Raw genomic sequence first — 19436 nt, forward strand, 5'->3', positions numbered from 1 at the left:
CATTCCTAGTTGTTCATTAAAGATTGGTAAGCTTTTCGAGCTGCCATTTTTTCAGCATCCTTGGTAGACTTACCTTCACCGACTGCCAATGCTTTATCGTCAACCGCGACTTGCATTGTAAATATTTGTTCATTATTCGAGATAGCTTGTTCATCAAGCTTGGTATACGTTATTTTAACGGTACCATGACGTTGTAAATACTCTTGCAACTTTGACTTATAATCAACGAATTGATCAAAAAAGCCTTCATCAATTTTAACAAACATCATTTCATCTAAAAAGCGCATCACAACTTCTTGTCCTTGATCCAAAAATAAAGCACCGATAAATGCTTCCCATAGATCTTCCAGCAAAGAATCACGATGACGTGCGCCTGATAATTCTTCACCATGACCTAATTGTACATATCGATCTAGATGCAACTCACGTGACAAAGCTGCGAATGCTCTTGTTTGAACCATTGAAATTCTCAACTCTGTCAATCGACCTTCATCCCAATTTGGAAAACGTTTAAATAAATAAACTGCTGTCGATTGTTGCATAACTGCATCACCCAAAAATTCAAGGCGTTGATAATCACCACCAGTATAACCAGGGTGTTCATTAATATAATTTGCTTGTGTTAACGCTTCTTCTAGTAACTTCATATCATTAAAATGAATATGATGTTTTGCTGCTAAATCTTCTTGTAATTGTTGGAACATATTCCTACCCTCTTTTGTATATATACTTTTCTATTATACCAGACCAATAATTATCTATATCATTTTTTGGTGGACAAATCATGATATTATGTGCCAAAAGACGCTCTGAAATCATTTGTAGTTGTTTTTACAATATTGTTTCTATCTTTCAAAACACGTTTAAGGCCGTCAATCTAACCATAATTGATAGATTGACGGCCTTTCGTTACTTGAAGCAGCAACATCATTAATTTTTTATTTCACACGCGATGCAATATAATCAACGGTATTATTTACGGTAATTAATTTTTCGGCATCTTCATCAGAAATCTCAGCACCAAACTCATCTTCCATTTCCAATACGAGTTCAACAAAGTCAATTGAGTCTGCATCGATGTCTTTTGTAAAATTTGTCTCACCAGTGATACTTGCTGGATCTAATTCAAAATGGCTTGCTACCAATGTGATTACTTTATCTAAAATTTCTTGTCGTTCCATGATTATTACTTCCTATTCTAAAAATCAACCGTATTAAGCTTATCGTAATTTATGAATAACGTCCAACTTTTAATCAGCTGACTTTGATAAGTCTGCTTTGTGAGCTGCTACAAAAGTTTCTGTCTTTTCAACCAGCTTTGTTTCCAACATCGTGTGTATTTGTGCCATTGTATTTGCGACTGCACTTGGACCAGCAGAACCATGTGTTTTAACGACTGGCGCTTTAACGCCAATAACAACTGCACCACCATGTTGCGAATAATCTAATCGTGACTGAATCCCCTTCATGGCTGGCTTTAACATTAATCCTGCTAACTTTGTTTTGACATTACCTTCCAAAATAGCATGTTTAATCAAATGTAACATTGCTAAAGCAGTTCCTTCAGTTGCTTTTAAAGCTGCATTACCTGAAAAGCCATCAGCAACTACAACATCAGCTGGTCCATGTAAGATATCACGTGATTCTACGTTACCAATAAAATTAACATATGCTTGTTCTGCACCATGCTTTAATAATTGATGTGCTTCTTTATGAACAGGGTCACCTTTATCTTCTTCGGTACCATTATTTAACAAGCCAACACGTGGATTATCGTAACCAAGTACCTCTTTAGCATAGAAAGAACCTAAAATACCGTATTGGTACAGATGTGTTGGTCGATTTTCAGCATTAGCGCCAACATCCATCATTGCAAAAGCATCATGAGGCCCCTCTAAGGCTGGTAAAACAGTTAATAGCGCTGGTCGATCAATGCCACGAATACGACCAACAGTAAAGATACCAACCGCTAGCAAAGCTCCTGTATTGCCAGCAGAGAATATCGCATCAGCTTTACCATCTTTAACAGCCTGTGCAGCCATCACTAATGAACTTTGCTTCTTACGACGAATTGCCTTCACAGGTTCTTCACCCATTTCGATAATTTCATCAGACTGGATCAATGTTAAATGTGTCTCATCTTTAACCAATGGCTTAACTTTATCCAATTGACCAAATAGTAAAAATTCAGTATCTGGCATTTGATTACGTGCTTTCTCAATACCAGCGACTATGGCTTCAGGTGCATTGTCACCACCCATTGCATCAACAGCAATTTTATACATAATTGACTCCTTCATGGACTGATTAATTTATTTTTTTAATAATTGCAATACTATAAAATGTACCACATTTTCACGTTTTGGTAAAAACATATCTCTAATTTTAATCAAAATTACGGTACCGATTCATGGTTTCAGACAACATTTCTGATAACACTAACATATCTGGTTCTTTATCCCAATCAGGGTTTTCAACAATTGCAATTGCTTCTTCTTGCGCAATATTCATCATCGTCAAATCAGCAATCGGATCCCCGACCCTAAATTCAGGTACACCTGATTGTCGATTACCTAAAACATCCCCTGATCCACGTAACTCCAAATCTTTTTGCGCTAATACAAAACCATCCGTTGTTGCAACCATGGCTTCCATACGATCAATACCATATTGTGTTTTAGGATCACTAATCAAAAACGTATAAGCTTGTCGATTACCTCGTCCAACTCGACCACGTAGTTGATGTAGCTGTGATAGACCAAATCTATCTGCATCTAAAATTAACATCACAGTTGCATTGGGTACATCGACTCCAACTTCAATAACCGTCGTTGCAACCAGTACTTGAAACTGATTTGCTTTGAACGCTGTCATAATGGCATCTTTTTCCTCATTAGATAGTCGACCATGTAGTAGACCGACCTGATAATTTGGGGCAAAATATGCTGACAATTCATCATATACAGCCTGAGCATTTTGTACATCTAATGTTTCAGATTTCTCAATCAATGGTGTGACGACATATGCTTGCGTGCCACTTGCCAATTGACTTTTAATAAATGTGATTACTTTATTTAATTCGTTATGTCGAAGCCAGAACGTCTTCGTCTGCTTTCTACCAGCCGGTAATTGGTCAATAATTGAAATATCCATTTCACCATAAGCCGTAATGGCCAAAGTTCGCGGAATTGGTGTTGCAGTCATTGCCAAAATATCAGGGTTAACACCAACTTTTCTAAGTGTTGCGCGTTGTTGAACACCAAACCGGTGCTGTTCATCAATGACTGCCAAACCGAGATTATGAAAAGCAACATCTGGCTGAATTAAGGCATGTGTCCCAATTAAAATATCAATATCCCCCGCAACTAAGTCTGCTAAAATTTGTCGCCGAGCCGCTGCTTTTGTTGAACCTGTCAATAACTCCACACGCACTTCATTCGGATTAAAATAATTGCCAATCGTTTGTGCGTGCTGTTGTGCTAAAATTTCTGTCGGTGCCATTAAAGTTGCCTGCATGCCAGCTGTTATTGCCGCATACATTGCCAATGCAGCAACAACCGTCTTTCCTGACCCAACATCACCTTGTAATAATCTATTCATATGAACTGGTCGCCGCATATCACGAACGATCTCATTCACCACTCTTTTTTGCGCAGTTGTTAATTCAAATGGTAATTTCTTTATAAAGTCTTTTAATTTGTCATTGTTGTATATAATGGCTCTTCCTTGATGATGACGATCCATCTGTTTTATAACTTGTAACCGCATTTGAAATACAAAGAATTCCATAAACGAAGCCGTTCGTCGTGCTTCAGCAGCTGTTTGTGCATCTTCAGGCGCATGCATTCCAAACACAGTATCATGATAATTTAATAATCGATATTTATGTCGTATTTTTTCGGGAATAATATCGTTTGTCAATAAATCTCCATATTTACCAAGCGCTTGAAAAATTAAATCTTTAATCGTTGCTGCTTTAATTTCTTTAGATGATGGATAAATAGCTTCTAATTCATTTTCACTATTTTTAGGCATCATTTTAATGGCTGATAGGCTTTGATGTGTTTTATTGTATGTACCATAAATCGCAATTTCATCACCCATTGTAATATTTTTACTTAACCATGGTTGGTTAAAAAAAGATATTTGAATGGTATCGTGTGCAACTGTGAGTCGAAAATTTAAGCGTGTTTTTTTATAACCAATGCGACTAATAACTGGTGGTGAAGTAACAATACCTTTAAACGTGACTTTTTCACCATCTAAAGTTTCTGAAGGCAGCTTTTGTGCCAAATCATTATACCGTCGTGGATAGTAAGTTAATAAATCATCAATCGTAAAAACTCCTAATTTATTTAAAGCTTGTTCTCGTTTTGAACCAACGCCTGATAACACCGCAATACTATCAAGTAAACTTGGCATACTCTCCCTCCATCCTTAAAAATGGTCAAAAGGTCTTTAGTACGATGCGCACTAAAGACCTTGTTAGCATTCTAATAGGTTTCTCGCCCATCATATTAATGTGCGCTAACCACGTTAGAACATTATTCAACTGATAGCAAGATTGGATATAATGGTTGACCACCATCATGAATCTCAAATTCTAATTCATCATCTAACGTTTCACCAACTGCTTGTAATGCTTCTGCGTCTGATTCTTGAGCATCTTGACCATAATAAATCGTTACTAACTCTGATTCTTCATCCAGCATCTTTTTTAATAAATCAACAGCGGCTTGATTAATGTCCGCATTGGGCACTGCCACGACAATTTCACCATCCAATAAGCCAATGGCATCGCCAGCTTGAATAGTTAAACCATTGATGGTCGTATCACGAACTGAAGTCGTTACAGATCCTGATTTAACCTCTGAAATAGTTGCAGACATTGCTGCAAAGTTATCATCAAGGGACTTCATTTGATCATAGCCTAAGACCAATGCAGTCAATCCCTGTTGAACTGTCTTTGTCTTAACAACTTTAACTGGTACATCAGCCAATGAAGCGGCCTGTTCAGCAGCCATAAAAATATTACCGTCATTGGGCAGAATAATAGCTGAGGCTGCATGACTATCTGTCAATGCTTGTAATATATCCTGTGTTGCAGGTGCTTGTTGACTGTCAATAATAACGGTTGCACCAGCCGAAGCAAAGATTTCTTTAATACCTGCACCAGCAGCTGTTGTAATAACAGCAACTTCAGGGCCTTTACCAAGTTGTTCATCTGCAGTTGCTTGAGCTTTTTGCTTTTCAGCCGCATTTGCTGCTTCTACCTGTTGATCACGCATGTTGTCCACTTTAACTTTACGTAATGAACCAAATTCAGTCCCCCAATGAATGACATTACCTGGATCTTCAGTATGTACGTGAACCTTAACAACATCATCATCATTAACCACCAACAATGAATCACCCATACCAGCTAGGTGATCATAAAAAGTATCATAATCAAATTTCTTATTGAAAGTTGTTCCTTTAGCAATGTCAACCATGATTTCAGTGCAATAACCATACTTAATATCTTCTGGATTTAACTCACCTTGTACACCCGCATTATGTAAGGATAAGACCATTGCATCAAGATTCGCATTATCAAGTTCTGTTTTAACTTCTTGGCCCGAAAGAACAGCATAAAAAGCGCTTAAAACAATAACAAGTCCTTGGCCTCCTGAATCAACAACGCCAACTTCTTTCAAAACTGGTAATAATTCCGGTGTCGAAGCAAGCGCCTTTTCAGCTGCTGTTAATGCATCCGACATGACTTCTGTCACATCGTCAGAAGTTTTGGCAGTCCGATTAGCCGCTGCAGCAGCTTCACGAATAACCGTCAAAATTGTTCCTTCAGTGGGCTTCATCACTGCTTTATATGCCGTTTCTGCACCGCCCATCAAGGCATCTGCTAAATCACGAGCTGATAGCGTCTCTTTATCTGCAATCTTATTTGCAAAGCCGCGGAAAATTTGTGACAAAATCACTCCTGAATTACCACGAGCACCCATCAGCAAACCCTTCGCTGTTGCTTTTGCTAATTGACCAAGATGTGTATTATCTTCATTACGCTCATACTCAGCCCCACTTGCCATCGATAAAGTCATGTTGGTACCAGTATCCCCATCAGGAACTGGAAAAACATTTAATTTATTTATTTTTTCCGCATTATTTTTTAACGCTTCTGCTGCCGCGTTAATCATTTTACCAAACTCAACGTTGGTAATTGTCGTTACAACTTCCACAGTATTTAACTCCTTATAACTAGGCTAATCCCCTAGTATACGCACGCCCTGAACAGTTACATTAACTTCGCTGGCAACAATCCCTAACATAACATTTAAATCATTTTTAACACGTGCTTGTACACTTTTAGAAATTTCGGAAATTTTCATGCCATATCCAACGATAATATGAACATCTACCGTGACACCACCATTTTGTTGGCGAACAATAACACCCTTTGAGAAGTTATCACCATTCAATATCTGATTAACCCCATCACGCAACGGATTTTGACTTGCCATACCAACAACACCATAGTTATCAGTTGTTGCACTACCTACAATCGTTGCGATTACATCGTTTTCAATTTCAATTGCACCTTGTGCTGTTTGGATCTTAACTGTCATTAGAATGACCTCCGTATAAAACTAATACTATTTTACCACAAGCGACGGTCTAGTATTAGTTGGTAATCGTCACAATCATGTTTAATAATATACAATCGCTACATAAAAGAAAAAAGCCACCAAACGGTAGCTTTATTTCTTATACACGCTCAATTGAGCCGTTCTTCAAACCAGCCTTCAAAGTACGAGCTGATAGGTACACCTTCTTAGGTGCTGAACCGTTAATCTTAACCGTTACTTTTTGCAAATTTGGCTTCCAGCTACGACGACTTGAGTTAAGGGCGTGTGAACGTTGGTTACCGAAGCGAGTACGCTTTCCATTGACTGCATCAACTGCCATATGTTTACCCTCCAATCTTAAGCTCTTTTAAATTCAGTGCTTTTATTTACTTGAATAATAATACCAAACCCTTACATAATAAGCAAGGGTTTTCTGTAAAGTATTTTTACTTTACACATTTTTACTGGTCAGCTGTTTGACCAATTAAGTCTCGACTTTGGATAACAGCTACAACACCTTGTTTAAATGAAAAATGATTCACTGTGCCAGCAAATTCATTTGAAGAAAAAGAAAATGGATTACCAGACCAACTGGTTAGTTGATATTTTTCATCTAATAACGTTAATCCTTGAACTGGAGTTAATGGCATAAATCCTAAATAATCCATTGCAGGATCTTTTATAATCGTATGTTCACCTGGTAGAAAGAATGTTATGCGATTAATTCGATCAATAATGGTAACTTTTTCTATAATGTTCATAAAACGTGGTTGAGTAAAAATCCAAATATTTGACAATAACTGATCAATTCGGCCACCTGTTGCACCATAAATCTCAATTTTATCTGGATGATAATATTTTTCAACCAAAGTTAACAGTAACTCCGTATCTGTATCATCCTTTTCAGGTTTCACACTAACAATATTTGGTAATTGTGCGACCACTTCATGACGTTCTTGACTTGTCACTGAATCAAAATCACCAACAGTTAGAATTGGCGTTTTCCCTAAATTTAATAAGCGTAACGAACCTCGGTCTGCAGCTGCCCAAGGACCTTCTAATTTGCCAGCCTTTAAATCATCGGGCCATTCAACAATCGGACCACCAACTAATAAACGTATTCGTTCCATTAATCAGTTGTGACTTCCTTCAAACGAGCAATTTTAGCTGCAGGGTCGACTTTGTCATAAACATATGAGCCTGCAACAGCAACAGTTGCCCCAGCATCATAAGCTAATTTTGTTGTTTCATCGTTAGCACCACCATCAATTTCAATATCAAAGTCATAACCTTTTCTTCGTTTAATATTTGCCAACATTGCAATTTTTTCAAGTGTTTCTGGTAGAAACTTTTGACCACCAAAACCTGGATTAACTGTCATAACCAAGACTTGATCAACCATGTGCAAAACTGGCTCAATCAGAGCAACAGCCGTACCAGGATTAATCACTACTTCTGCTTTAACACCATGACTTTTAATTTGTTGTAATGCTCGATGGATATGATTCGTTGCTTCATAGTGAACACCAATAATATCAGCACCATCTGCTGCAAATTCGTCAATGTAACGTTCTGGATTAACTGCCATCAAGTGAACATCTAGCGTCATATCAGTAATTTTACGCAATGCCTTGACCCAATTAGGACCATAAGCAATCGCGGGGACAAACGTGCCATCCATCACATCAATATGAAGTAATTCGGCACCTGCTTTGTCAACCAGCTGCACATCACGTGCTAAATTTAAGTAGTCTGCTGCTAAAATTGATGGTGCGACTTTAATTGTCATAATTCTTACCCTCTTTAAAAATTTCTTCTAATGTTTTTTATCATGTTTATTATAAACCGGCCGTCGTCCTGCAATCAAATCATAAAACAACTTATAATTTTCATATCTAGATAGCATAATCTCACCATGTTCAACAGCTGACTTAACTGCACAACCAGGCTCGTTCAAATGGACACAACCACGAAAGCGGCAATTATTGACGAAGCGATTGAAATCACGGAAATATTGACCTAGTTCTCGAGCTGGCATATCAAAAACTTCAAACGCTGAAAAGCCAGGTGTATCCGCAACAAAGCCACCATATAAATCAAGCAATGAAACCTGTCTCGTTGTATGTTTGCCACGGCTGAGTGCCTGTGAGACTTCTCCCGTCGCTAAATGAAGTGTTGGTGAAATATGGTTCAATAAAGTGCTTTTCCCCGCACCAGTTTGTCCCATTAAAACAGTTAACTTATCAGCTAATAAATGTTTTACTTGATTTAAACTCTGTTCATCAAACGATTGCTGAGGCAAAATCACTTGATACCCAATTTCCCGATAGCCAGCCGATATTTCTGAAAACTTTTTCATCTCTTTTTCTGACAATAAGTCAGTTTTAGTAAAGTAAATGATTGGTTCAATATTTTTTTCTTCTAATGCCACTAATTGTCGATCTAATAAATTACTTGACCATTCAGGCATTTTAACCGCTGTCACAACAATCACTTGATCAACATTTGCAACAGGTGGACGCACAATACTATTTTCACGTTCATCAATAGCAAGTATATACCCCTCATTAGGTGTATCTGCACGAAAAGAAACCCAATCTCCTACTAATGGTTTTAAATCTTTTTTTCGAAAATTACCTCGCGCACGTGTTCGAAAAATATTTCCGTCTGCGGTTCGGACATCATAAAATCCGGCTAATGCTAACTGAATTTGTCCATGATATTCTGCCATTAATTCTCCTAACTATGCCATTAGTCTTCTTTTTCAGAACTAGTTGATTCTGAACTTTCAGAAGTTGACTGACTTGTTTCACTAGATTCCGTATTACTTGATGCACTACTTACTGAACTACTTTGTGACGAATTACTATCATTACTATTATTATTATGATTAGAAGTCGTCGTTGATTCTGACGATTTACTTGAAGAATGTGTTGTTTCATTTGGTCCCTTTGATAAAGTAATTAACAACACATCACTTTTCGTCATTTTACTACCTGGGGTCATTGACTGCGAAACCACATAACCGGCTGGAATACTATCAGAATAAACACTATTAAAATCAACAGAAATATTATTTGTCTGCGCCCAATTGACGACAGTACTTTGTGATTTACCAGTAAAATTAGGTACAGAATAACTCTTTGGCCCTGTTGATACTTTAAATTTCACCCTTGTTTTACTTGGAACCACTTGATCCTCAGCATCTACATTTTGTGAAATAATATAGCCTTTAGGCACAGTATCACTCGCCTTTTCTTTTTGAGAAACTTTAAAGCCTTTGTTTTTCAACTTATTGCTTACTGTACTATACTTCGCATTAACATAATCACCAAAGCGAACCTTATTTGGACCCTTCGAAACAATTAAATCAATCACTGACCCAGCCGTAACTGTTTTACCAACTTTAGGATCAGTTTGAATCACATGACCACGTTCAATGTCATTGGCATGTTTTGTAGATATATCTCCCAGCTTTAAGCCATCTTCTTTCAAAGTTTTTTCTGCATTGGCTTGCGTCATGCCCCTGACATCGGATACATGTACATTATTCGGTTGCATTGCACCATAAATAGCTAATCCACCAATCAAAGCAACAATTGCAATCAAAGCAATTAATAAATATCGCCGACGTAATTTTTTCTTTTGACCGCTATTTGTTGGTTTTTTGGACTTTCCGATTACTGATGAGTCGGTCCCATTCTTACCATGATCTGGTTTAAAAGTGGCTGCCGGTCGTTGATTGGCGACTTCCTGTATTTGTGCAAGTGGTATAACTTTCGTTGCCGTTGTATCCTCTATATCATTAGGATCATGCCAACGTGGTTCATTAATTCGATTAGGTGATAATGCCGTCTTTAAGTCATCAGACATTGCCTGAGCTGATGCGTATCGACTCATTGGATTTTTTGCAGTTGCTTTAAAAATAACATTCTCCAACGCTTGTGGTACCCGTGGATCAACATCTCGCACTGAAGGCATCGCATTTTGTGCGTGTTTCACCGCAATGGCAACAGCCGTTTCACCATCAAACGGCACATGCCCCGTTAACATTTCATATAACATAATACCTAATGAATAGATATCACTACGATTGGAAGCAGCACCTCCCCGAACTTGTTCTGGTGCCATATAATGGACTGAACCAATGGCTGTATTAGTTTGTGTCATACCAAAAGAACTTTGTGCACGGGCAATCCCAAAATCAGAGATTTTTGCTTCACCTTCGTTACTAATTAAAATATTTTGTGGTTTCAAATCCCGGTGAATAATACCCGCTTGATGTGCCACTGCGATGCCCGCAAGAATTTCTCGCATGATATCGATAACACGACTGACAGGTATTGGCCAATTTTCAGCAATATATCGCTTAAGATCTGTTCCCGCTACGAATTCTGTCACTAAATATTGTGAGCCACCTTCTTCACCATAGTCATACACTTGAATGATATTAGGATGCAAAATAGCTGAAGTGGCAGCAATCTCATTATTAAATCGTCGCCGGACATTCTCATCATCACGCATATCTAGACGCATCAATTTTAAAGACACGTCACGATTCAAAATAATATCATGAGCTCGATAGACATTTGCCATCCCGCCTTCGCCAAGTGGTTCTACAATGCGATAGCGTTCACCAACTAGTTGATTTATTCGCATTTAGTATCCCCCACTTTCTTGGTGACCAATCAAAACCGTCACATTGTCTGATCCACCAGCATCATTTGTACTAGTAATTAACCGTGTCACGGTATCGGCAATATCTGGTGTTGCTAGAACAGTTTGTAAAATTGTCTCATCATCAATATGTTTTGGCATCCCATCAGTTGTCATTAAAACATAATCGTCAGGTTGTATATTAATAGCAAACAAATCTGCTTTTGAATCATCCGTTACACCTAATTGGCGCGTTATCAAATGTCTACCTGGATGAGTAATCGCTTCGTCTTTTGTAATGGCACCTTCTTGTAATAACTCATTTGCTAAGTTATGATCTGTTGTCAATTGTCTAATTTGTCGCTGTCGAATAATATATGCTCGTGAATCGCCAATATTTGCAATGACTAGTTGACGTGCTAAAATAACCGCAATAACCAGCGTTGTTGCCATGCCATTCAATGTTCTATATCGTTGAGCTGTTTTAACAATAGTATTATTTTCATTATTAATTTGATCTACCAACCATTGTTCCGCCGCTTCTACTGTTGCGATCGTTGATTGTTGCCACTGGTTACCAATATGAGAAACTGCCATCGTCGCAGCAACATCCCCACCATTTTGACCGCCGACACCATCAGCCACAATAGCCAATTGGGCTCCCGATTGATTGATAAAGACACTCACGTAATCTTGATTATCAGAACGCATACGACCAGTGTCAGACGCATATGCAATTTTCATACTTTATCATCCCTTCACCGTTGCTCCATAATACACTATTGTTTCACTAATGTTGCCACAAAAAATCCATCAGATTGATAATCATCTGGGTAGATATGTAGCATACCACGACTATCTAGATTATCTAAATGATATGCTGTCTCTGTTGGTACAAGTTTGTATTCTTTGTGTGTTGCTAAAAAGCCATCAATAACATCTTCATTCTCAGTTTTTAGAATCGTACACGTCCCATAAACTAACCGACCACCTTTTTTTAGTTTACCAGCCACTGCTTCTAAAATTGCACGTTGTACTTTTTGTAGTTGATAACTATCATTTATAGTTTTTTCATATCTAATTTCTGGTTTACGACGTAACAAACCAAAACCTGAACAAGGTGCATCTACTAAAATACGATCAAATGCTTCATCGCCAAACTTTTCGTCAATTTTTCTTGCATCTAGTACAAGCGGCTGTACACGATCAGCAACATGTAAACGTGCTGCATTTTCTTGAATTAATTTCGCTTTATGTTCATGTATATCTAAGGCAATCACTCGACCACCCTGTTCATCATCTAAATAAGTCGCTATTTGAGTTGTCTTACCACCAGGAGCTGCCGCTGCGTCCAATACTTGATGTGACGGTGCAATTGCTAAACTGGGAACCATTAACATCGCAGACTCATCTTGTAAGGTCAATAACCCATTTTTAAATGCTTGGGAACTGGCAACATGCCCACCAGATACAAGTAATGCATCTGGTGTGACTTTAGAAGGCATCACTTGATAACCTTCAGCTTCCAATTTTGATGTTAAGTCAGTAATTGTTGTTAATTCTTGATTAACACGTACCGATTGGGATGGTGCTTGATTAATAGCTGAAGCAATTGAAACCGTTTTTTCTAATCCAACTTGTTCTTTTAAAGTATCAAGTAACCAAATTGGTAAAGATGATGCAATAGACAAACGTTCAATATCATCTGAAATAACTTGTACCTCAGGTACACCTTGTCTTTGTATGGCATGCAACACACCCGTAACTAATTTTCTAATGCCATCATGTCCACGACGCTTGGCAATATCAATTGCTTGATCAAAAATGGCATGATCTGGTACCTTATCTAAATATTTCATTTGAAATAAGGAAATATAAAATAATTCGCGAACCCATGCTTCTAATTTTTTTGAGTTTTTAATAAATGGTGATAACCAGTATTCAAGTGTTAAACGGTGCTGAATCACACCATAGACCATCGTTGTTAATAAATGAACATCCTTTTCTGATAAATTAGACTGTTTGATGACACTATCTAATTGTAAATTTGAATATGCACCATGATGAACCTTTTCAAGTACGCGTACTGCTAAAGCGCGCGGATTATTCATTTCCCAATTGGCAATTGTTTGGTTATTTTTCTTACTCATTCGTAATTATTTGATCTCCCTCTGAGAATTTTGCATGTCCATTTAAATAAGCTGTCACAGCCATTTTTGGCTTACCCGCTGGCTGTAATTCATCAATCGCAATGACATGACCATCACCCGCAGCTAACCACAACTCATGTTTGCCCTTTTTAACAACAGTGCCTGGTGCCAAGTCAGTCACTTCATCTACTAGATGTGTTCGTTGAATTTTCGTCAGTGTACCATTTATTGTTGTATGTGCAATTGGAAATGGAAACAATCCACGAACATGATTATGAATTACTTGTGCTGATTGTTGAAAATCTAATACTTCTTCTTCTGGTCGAATATTTGGTGAGAAAGTCACTTCATCTTCATCTTGCGGCACCGGCTTAACATCACCTGAAATCAACTTAGGTAAAGTTTCTAATAATAGGTCACGGCCCAATAAGCTTAATTTATCAAAAAGAATACCTGTATTATCATCGGGTAAAATTGGCAATTCTGCCTGTGAAATAATGTCACCAGCGTCCATTGCTTTTACCATGTACATAATTGTGACACCCGTTTTTGTATCGCCATTTAATAATGCATAATGAATCGGTGCACCACCACGATATTTTGGTAGCAAAGAAGCATGTACGTTAATCGCACCAATCTGGGCAGCTGCCAATAATTTCGTTGGTAAAAACTGCCCATATGCTGCCGTAATTAAAAAATCAGGTGCTAATGCGATAATTTGCGATAATTCTTCTGAACCAGATAACTTTTCAGGTTGTAGGACAGGAATTCCTGCAGAAAGTGCCACTTCTTTCACTGGTGTTGGTTTTAAGATGTGCTTACGACCAACTGGCCGATCTGGCTGTGTCAATACAGCTTGCACATCATACTCTGAATGGTCTATTAAGCTTTGTAAAATTGGTGCAGCAAAATCTGGTGTACCCATAAAAACAATACTTGTCATTACCTCTTATACTCCTCTAATCATAGTTATGTATGAAGGTGGCACAATAAAATTGGCCAACAATCATGCCTTAAAAAGGCTTGCGTAACGATACACGACTTTTAATTTGAATTAGTCATTGACTTTGCAAAATCGATTGCTATCGTTACATAAAATTCATTGGTTCACGATCGATCATAATTGTGACACCTTTATGCTGTAATGCTTGACCTTTTTGCATTAACTCAGTTAGTGCCTGTATCAGTTTTTGATCATGCCGATATTTAATCACTAAACGATAGTAATATTTATTTTTAATACGTGAAATTGTACTTGGTGCAGGACCTAGCATAATTGTCTCTTGATCAACAACCTCTTTTAACCAATTAGTCACATTATAAGCCGTTTTAGCAGCTTCATTTACTTTTTCATGTGCAAATTTAATTTGGATTGTAAAATAATATGGCGTATAGCGCCACGTATGTCTTAAAACCATTTCTTGCCGATAAAATGCTTCATAATCCTGATTTTTAGCTAATTGGATTGCATAATGTTCTGGATTAAAAGTTTGCATAATAACCGTTCCTGCTTTTTCTGCACGCCCTGCACGTCCAGAAACCTGTGTTAGTAACTGAAAAGTACGCTCTGAAGCTCTAAAATCCGGTAATGTCAAAGTTGTATCAGCATTTAAAATACCAACTAATGTCACATTTGGAAAATCCAGTCCCTTAGCAATCATTTGTGTGCCCAAAAGAATATCCGCCTCATTATTGCCAAATTTGGTAAGTAACTTATCAGTAGCCCCTTTTTTTCGTGTTGTATCAACATCCATACGGATGACACGGGCTTCTGGCAAAAAGTCATTTAATTGTTCAGCTACTTTCTGGGTACCTGTTCCAAATTGACGAATATGACTGGAACCACATTTTTTACATTTTATTGGGATTGTTTCACTATAACCACAGTAATGGCAAACGAGCCGGGAAATATCTTTATGCACAGTCAGCGCAACATCACAATTAACACAACGTGGCGTATAACCACATTCTCGACAAATTAAAAAATTCGCATAGCCACGTCGATTTAACATTAAAACGACTTGTTCATTTTTTGATAGACGATTCCTCATTGCTGTTAGTAATTGCGTTGAAAAAATATCATTACCAGCCGACTTAACTGCTTCCCGCATATCGATAACCTGTGTTTCCGGTAATGTGCCGTTAGTCGCCCGATGACGTAATGTTAATAATTCATAAACACCTTTTTGTGCTCTAGCACGACTTTCTAAAGAAGGTGTTGCTGATCCTAAGACTAATGTTGCATCATGATAATTTGCCCGCCATAGTGCAACATCTCTTGCATGATAATGTGGGTTTTCATCCTGTTTATAGGATGTTTCATGCTCTTCATCAATAATGATGAGTCCAATATTTTTTAACGGCGCAAATACTGCAGATCTAGCACCTACAACGACATGTACCTCTGAGCGTTGCACACGACGCCATTCATCATATCGTTCACCATCTGATAAACCTGAATGCATAACCGCAACATCATCACCGAAGCGACCCTTTACTCGTCGTACCATTTGTGGTGTCAGTGTAATTTCAGGTACCAACATCATCGCCATTTTGTTTTCAGTGAGTGTTTTGGCAATTGCTTGCAAATAAATCTCGGTTTTTCCTGAACCTGTCACACCTTCTAATAAAAATGTTTTTGCTTGTTTTTTTGAAATATTTTGTGCAATGGACTGGTAAGCAATTTGTTGCTCATCAGTCAACTTCAAAGGTTTACTGGGTTGGACTGGGGTATGTAACTTTGGAATTCTGTATGATTCCATTTGTTCTTGCTTAATCCAGCCTTTAAGTTCTGCTTGTTTCAACACGCCATAATCAAGTTGATGCTCTTTTATCACTTGATTAGCAGGTAAATCTATTTGCTCAGACTTCATTAAATAAGTTAGTAATCTTGCTTGTTTGACTGCTGATGGTCGTAATGCCTGCCGCTGCTCTTCATAAAATGTTTGGGATTTGATCGGCTTTATCACATTAATTTTTTTTATTTTCGCACGATTTTTCACAACATACCCAATATCAAGAATGTGTTGCTTTTGTAATTTTATTAGTTGTGGCACAAGTGATATATCAACATTATCTCTGTCAAACGGTACTTCATCTCGATCCGCAAATAAACGTTGTAGCTGCATGTCATCAGCTAATGCTTGACGATCTAACAAACGTAAGACTTTACCATATTTTGCACGCATGACATTAGGTAACATTGTTTGTAACACACTAATCTGAAAAGCAAAATTATATTCAGCTACCCAACTTGCTAATTGTAGTAATTCAGTATTTAAAACTGGCTCTAATTCCACTAATTCCACAATATCTTTTATATTTTGAGATGATGACACTTTTCCTGTAAGAACATTTATAACGAATCCTTGTACCAAACGATTCCCTTTACCAAAGGGCACAATCACACGCATCCCAGGTTCAATTGTTTCTGAAAGGGTATCTGGTAGATGATACGTATATGGCCTATTTGTTTGCATTGTTGGCACATCAACAATTACTTGTGCATACATCTTAGACTCCCCCTTCTTTAAAGTAGTTACTCATATCTTTTATTTTACCAGAATTCATGTCATCAACCTAATATGCTTTCGCTTTTTTACGAAATAAAAAACCAGAACTATGAAGTTGAAGTGCCCTTCACTATCATAGCTCTGATTTTTAAATTATTATTTGTTGTTCTTTGCTTGTAACGCTTGTACATCACGCGCAATCACAACTTCTTCGTTTGTTGCAACTTTTAGAACAGCTGCAGATGAGTCTTCTGTTGAAATAATAACTTCATCATCGCGTGACTCATTCTTTTCTGTATCAAGCTTGATACCCATGAATTCTAAACGCTTAATGACTTCTTCACGGATATTAGCAGCATTTTCACCAATACCTGCTGTAAATGTCAAGGCATCAACGCCACCCAATTCAACATAATATTGACCAATATAACGAACAACACGATCAATAAACATTTCAATTGCAAGAGCAGCATGCTCATTTGTATCTTCAACTTCTTCCAAGTCACGCATATCTGAAGAAAGTGTTGAAATACCCAATAAACCAGATTTCTTGTTCAAAATATCAAGCATCTCGTCATTTGACAAGCCTTCACGGTTTTGAATGTAGTAAACTAATGACGGATCAACATCCCCTGTACGAGTAGCCATCATCACACCGGCTAATGGTGAGAATCCCATTGAAGTATCAAACGACTTACCGTCCTTGATTGCAGTGATTGAAGCACCCGCTCCCAAGTGCAACGTAATCAGCTTTAAGTCTTCCAACTTTTTACCTAGTAAGTCTGCAGTTCGTTGCGCAACATACAAGTGTGACGTTCCGTGTGCACCATACTTACGAGCACCATACTTTGTATAATATTCATATGGTAATGCGTATAGATAGTTTTTCTTAGGCATTGACTGATGGAACGCTGTATCAAATACGGCAACTGACAATGCGTCAGGTAGTAACTTTTGGAAGACGCGAATACCTAATGCCTCTGAAGCATTATGCAATGGTGCATATGCTGCTAAACGCTCAATCTTATCAAGGGCTTCGTCATCCACAATAACTGATTTATTAAACCACTCACCACCAGCAACAATTCGATGTCCAACACCAGTAATTTCTGAAAGGTTTTTAATAACTTCGTGGGCTTTCAATTGATCAAGTAACAAATTAATTGCTGCTTCATGATCGGCAATATCTTGTACAAGCTCGATTTTTTCCCCATTGTACTTCAAAGTAAAAATTGCATCGCTCATACCGATACGTTCTACTTGTCCCTTTGCAATCACTGTTTCTGCTGGCATTTCAAATAATTGAAACTTTAGTGATGATGATCCAGCATTAATCGCCATTGTCTTAGCCATATATACTTATCTCCTCTTTCCTAACGGAATACATTATTAACTCAAAACAGTATATCATAAAAACGGCTCATTCGTTAGTATCAAGGCATGAATGCGCCATCATTTTGACATTGTATATAAGTGATTTTCTTTCATCCAAGTTGTCAAATCCATCACAAACTGTTTATTTTCTAATTCATTTTCTAATTCTGGTGTTTGTGCTAACATTACTGGCTTAGCCTGTTGTGCTTGATTACCCGAACGCTGTAATAACAAGATTATTTTTCCCATTTTTGGATCTTTAAATAATTGATTGGGTAAACGAATTAACCCTTGTAAATAAACATCATTCATTTGTAAATAACTTAACAAGTTTTTACTCTGCGCACTTTCAAATAAATTTGATGGCACAGTCAAAATAGCTAATCCACCTGGTTTTAGTCCACGCACGCTTTGTTCTATTAGCAAATGATGTACAAAAGTTAATCCATTCTGTTCTTTAGTTACAAAGTTTTCAGAAACTTCTTTTGGATAATAACCAACCGGTAAATCACCAATAACAATGTCAGCATCTTCTGTCATTGGCGTCGCAACACTATCAGTCAATGTCATTTGCCAGTTTTCTTCCAATAATGTTGCAATTCCACTAGCAACTGTCAACATTGTGTCATCATTTTCTAAACCAATATTCTTAACTTGCTTGCCTGCAGCTTTTAACGCCTGACTAGTCGTTGCTAATAAGTTTCCAGTTCCTAAAACGATATCTTTTAAGACAACTTGTTTTTGACTAGTTGTGAATTTATCAGCAATAAATGCAACCCACATGCCAATTGCATCGGGCGTTACCTGGTAATTTGCTTGTAATCCATCTTGATGGATTGTCCCTACTAGTAAAAATTGCAAGACTTGTCGCTTTTCTGATTGTGTTAATTGATCAAAATTTGCGGATTTTATTTTTGCTAAAACGATTTTATGTTGTGTTTCTGTTAACTGTTGCCAATCATCTTCTGGTTGATCCAACATCACTTCAAATAAAATAATTAAGGCTTCTATCGATGCGATATCAACAAAGTCCACTAACTGCTGTTGTGCTGCTTGTAAATTCTTCACACTAGTTTCTACTGCTTCATACATGTTGTTACCTCATCTTCCATTCTAGAAACTAG

General features: G+C 37.5%; 17 protein-coding genes. All 17 read right to left on the bottom strand.

Features of this window, described 5'->3' with window-relative positions:
• Positions 1 to 5 precede the first annotated feature (5 nt).
• Complete coding sequence (gene rnc / locus ACSKY2_RS03810; protein WP_489841040.1) at positions 6 to 704, bottom strand: ribonuclease III; 699 nt, start codon at positions 702 to 704, stop codon at positions 6 to 8.
• Between the two features lie 234 nt (positions 705 to 938).
• On the bottom strand, positions 939 to 1181 hold the full coding sequence (gene acpP / locus ACSKY2_RS03815; protein WP_489878197.1) for an acyl carrier protein: 243 nt from the start codon (positions 1179 to 1181) through the stop codon (positions 939 to 941).
• A gap of 69 nt (positions 1182 to 1250) precedes the next feature.
• Positions 1251 to 2285 (bottom strand): phosphate acyltransferase PlsX, encoded by a 1035-nt coding sequence (gene plsX, locus ACSKY2_RS03820; RefSeq protein ID WP_489878198.1) that lies wholly within the window; start codon positions 2283 to 2285, stop codon positions 1251 to 1253.
• A 100-nt stretch (positions 2286 to 2385) separates the two neighbouring features.
• Positions 2386 to 4422, bottom strand: coding sequence for an ATP-dependent DNA helicase RecG (gene recG, locus ACSKY2_RS03825; protein WP_489878199.1), 2037 nt, complete (start codon positions 4420 to 4422; stop codon positions 2386 to 2388).
• A gap of 122 nt (positions 4423 to 4544) precedes the next feature.
• Positions 4545 to 6233 carry a DAK2 domain-containing protein gene (locus ACSKY2_RS03830; protein ID WP_489878200.1) on the bottom strand — a complete coding sequence of 563 codons (1689 nt, stop codon included), beginning with the start codon at positions 6231 to 6233 and terminating at the stop codon, positions 4545 to 4547.
• 24 nt (positions 6234 to 6257) lie between these two features.
• Positions 6258 to 6620, bottom strand: a complete 363-nt coding sequence (locus ACSKY2_RS03835) for an Asp23/Gls24 family envelope stress response protein (RefSeq protein WP_489841035.1) — start codon at positions 6618 to 6620, stop codon at positions 6258 to 6260.
• Positions 6621 to 6759: 139 nt separating this feature from the next.
• On the bottom strand, positions 6760 to 6960 hold the full coding sequence (gene rpmB, locus ACSKY2_RS03840; RefSeq protein WP_003609111.1) for a 50S ribosomal protein L28: 201 nt from the start codon (positions 6958 to 6960) through the stop codon (positions 6760 to 6762).
• A gap of 121 nt (positions 6961 to 7081) precedes the next feature.
• Positions 7082 to 7750, bottom strand: coding sequence for a thiamine diphosphokinase (locus ACSKY2_RS03845; protein ID WP_489878201.1), 669 nt, complete (start codon positions 7748 to 7750; stop codon positions 7082 to 7084).
• The gene (gene rpe, locus ACSKY2_RS03850) at positions 7750 to 8409 is read right to left on the bottom strand and encodes a ribulose-phosphate 3-epimerase (RefSeq protein ID WP_489878202.1); all 660 of its coding nucleotides are present in this window, start codon (positions 8407 to 8409) and stop codon (positions 7750 to 7752) included. Before rpe ends, ACSKY2_RS03845 begins: the two co-directional genes overlap by 1 nt.
• A gap of 27 nt (positions 8410 to 8436) precedes the next feature.
• Positions 8437 to 9351: a ribosome small subunit-dependent GTPase A gene (gene rsgA, locus ACSKY2_RS03855; RefSeq protein ID WP_489878203.1), complete on the bottom strand. Its 915-nt coding sequence runs from the start codon at positions 9349 to 9351 to the stop codon at positions 8437 to 8439.
• Between the two features lie 20 nt (positions 9352 to 9371).
• Positions 9372 to 11279, bottom strand: a complete 1908-nt coding sequence (pknB, locus tag ACSKY2_RS03860) for a Stk1 family PASTA domain-containing Ser/Thr kinase (RefSeq protein WP_489878204.1) — start codon at positions 11277 to 11279, stop codon at positions 9372 to 9374.
• Complete coding sequence (locus ACSKY2_RS03865; RefSeq protein ID WP_489878205.1) at positions 11280 to 12020, bottom strand: Stp1/IreP family PP2C-type Ser/Thr phosphatase; 741 nt, start codon at positions 12018 to 12020, stop codon at positions 11280 to 11282.
• A 35-nt stretch (positions 12021 to 12055) separates the two neighbouring features.
• Positions 12056 to 13426, bottom strand: coding sequence for a 16S rRNA (cytosine(967)-C(5))-methyltransferase RsmB (rsmB, locus tag ACSKY2_RS03870; protein ID WP_489876841.1), 1371 nt, complete (start codon positions 13424 to 13426; stop codon positions 12056 to 12058).
• A complete protein-coding gene (gene fmt / locus ACSKY2_RS03875) occupies positions 13419 to 14369 on the bottom strand; it encodes a methionyl-tRNA formyltransferase (protein ID WP_489876842.1) in 951 nt (316 codons plus the stop codon). The genes rsmB and fmt overlap by 8 nt, the downstream gene beginning before the upstream one ends.
• 145 nt (positions 14370 to 14514) lie before the next feature.
• Positions 14515 to 16938, bottom strand: coding sequence for a primosomal protein N' (gene priA / locus ACSKY2_RS03880; protein ID WP_489876843.1), 2424 nt, complete (start codon positions 16936 to 16938; stop codon positions 14515 to 14517).
• Between the two features lie 156 nt (positions 16939 to 17094).
• Positions 17095 to 18291 (bottom strand): acetate/propionate family kinase, encoded by a 1197-nt coding sequence (locus ACSKY2_RS03885; RefSeq protein WP_489876844.1) that lies wholly within the window; start codon positions 18289 to 18291, stop codon positions 17095 to 17097.
• 99 nt (positions 18292 to 18390) lie between these two features.
• Positions 18391 to 19404 carry a class I SAM-dependent methyltransferase gene (locus tag ACSKY2_RS03890; RefSeq protein ID WP_489876845.1) on the bottom strand — a complete coding sequence of 338 codons (1014 nt, stop codon included), beginning with the start codon at positions 19402 to 19404 and terminating at the stop codon, positions 18391 to 18393.
• Between the last annotated feature and the right edge of the window lie 32 nt (positions 19405 to 19436).

The sequence above is a fragment of the Weissella sp. ESL1156 genome (assembly GCF_058505625.1).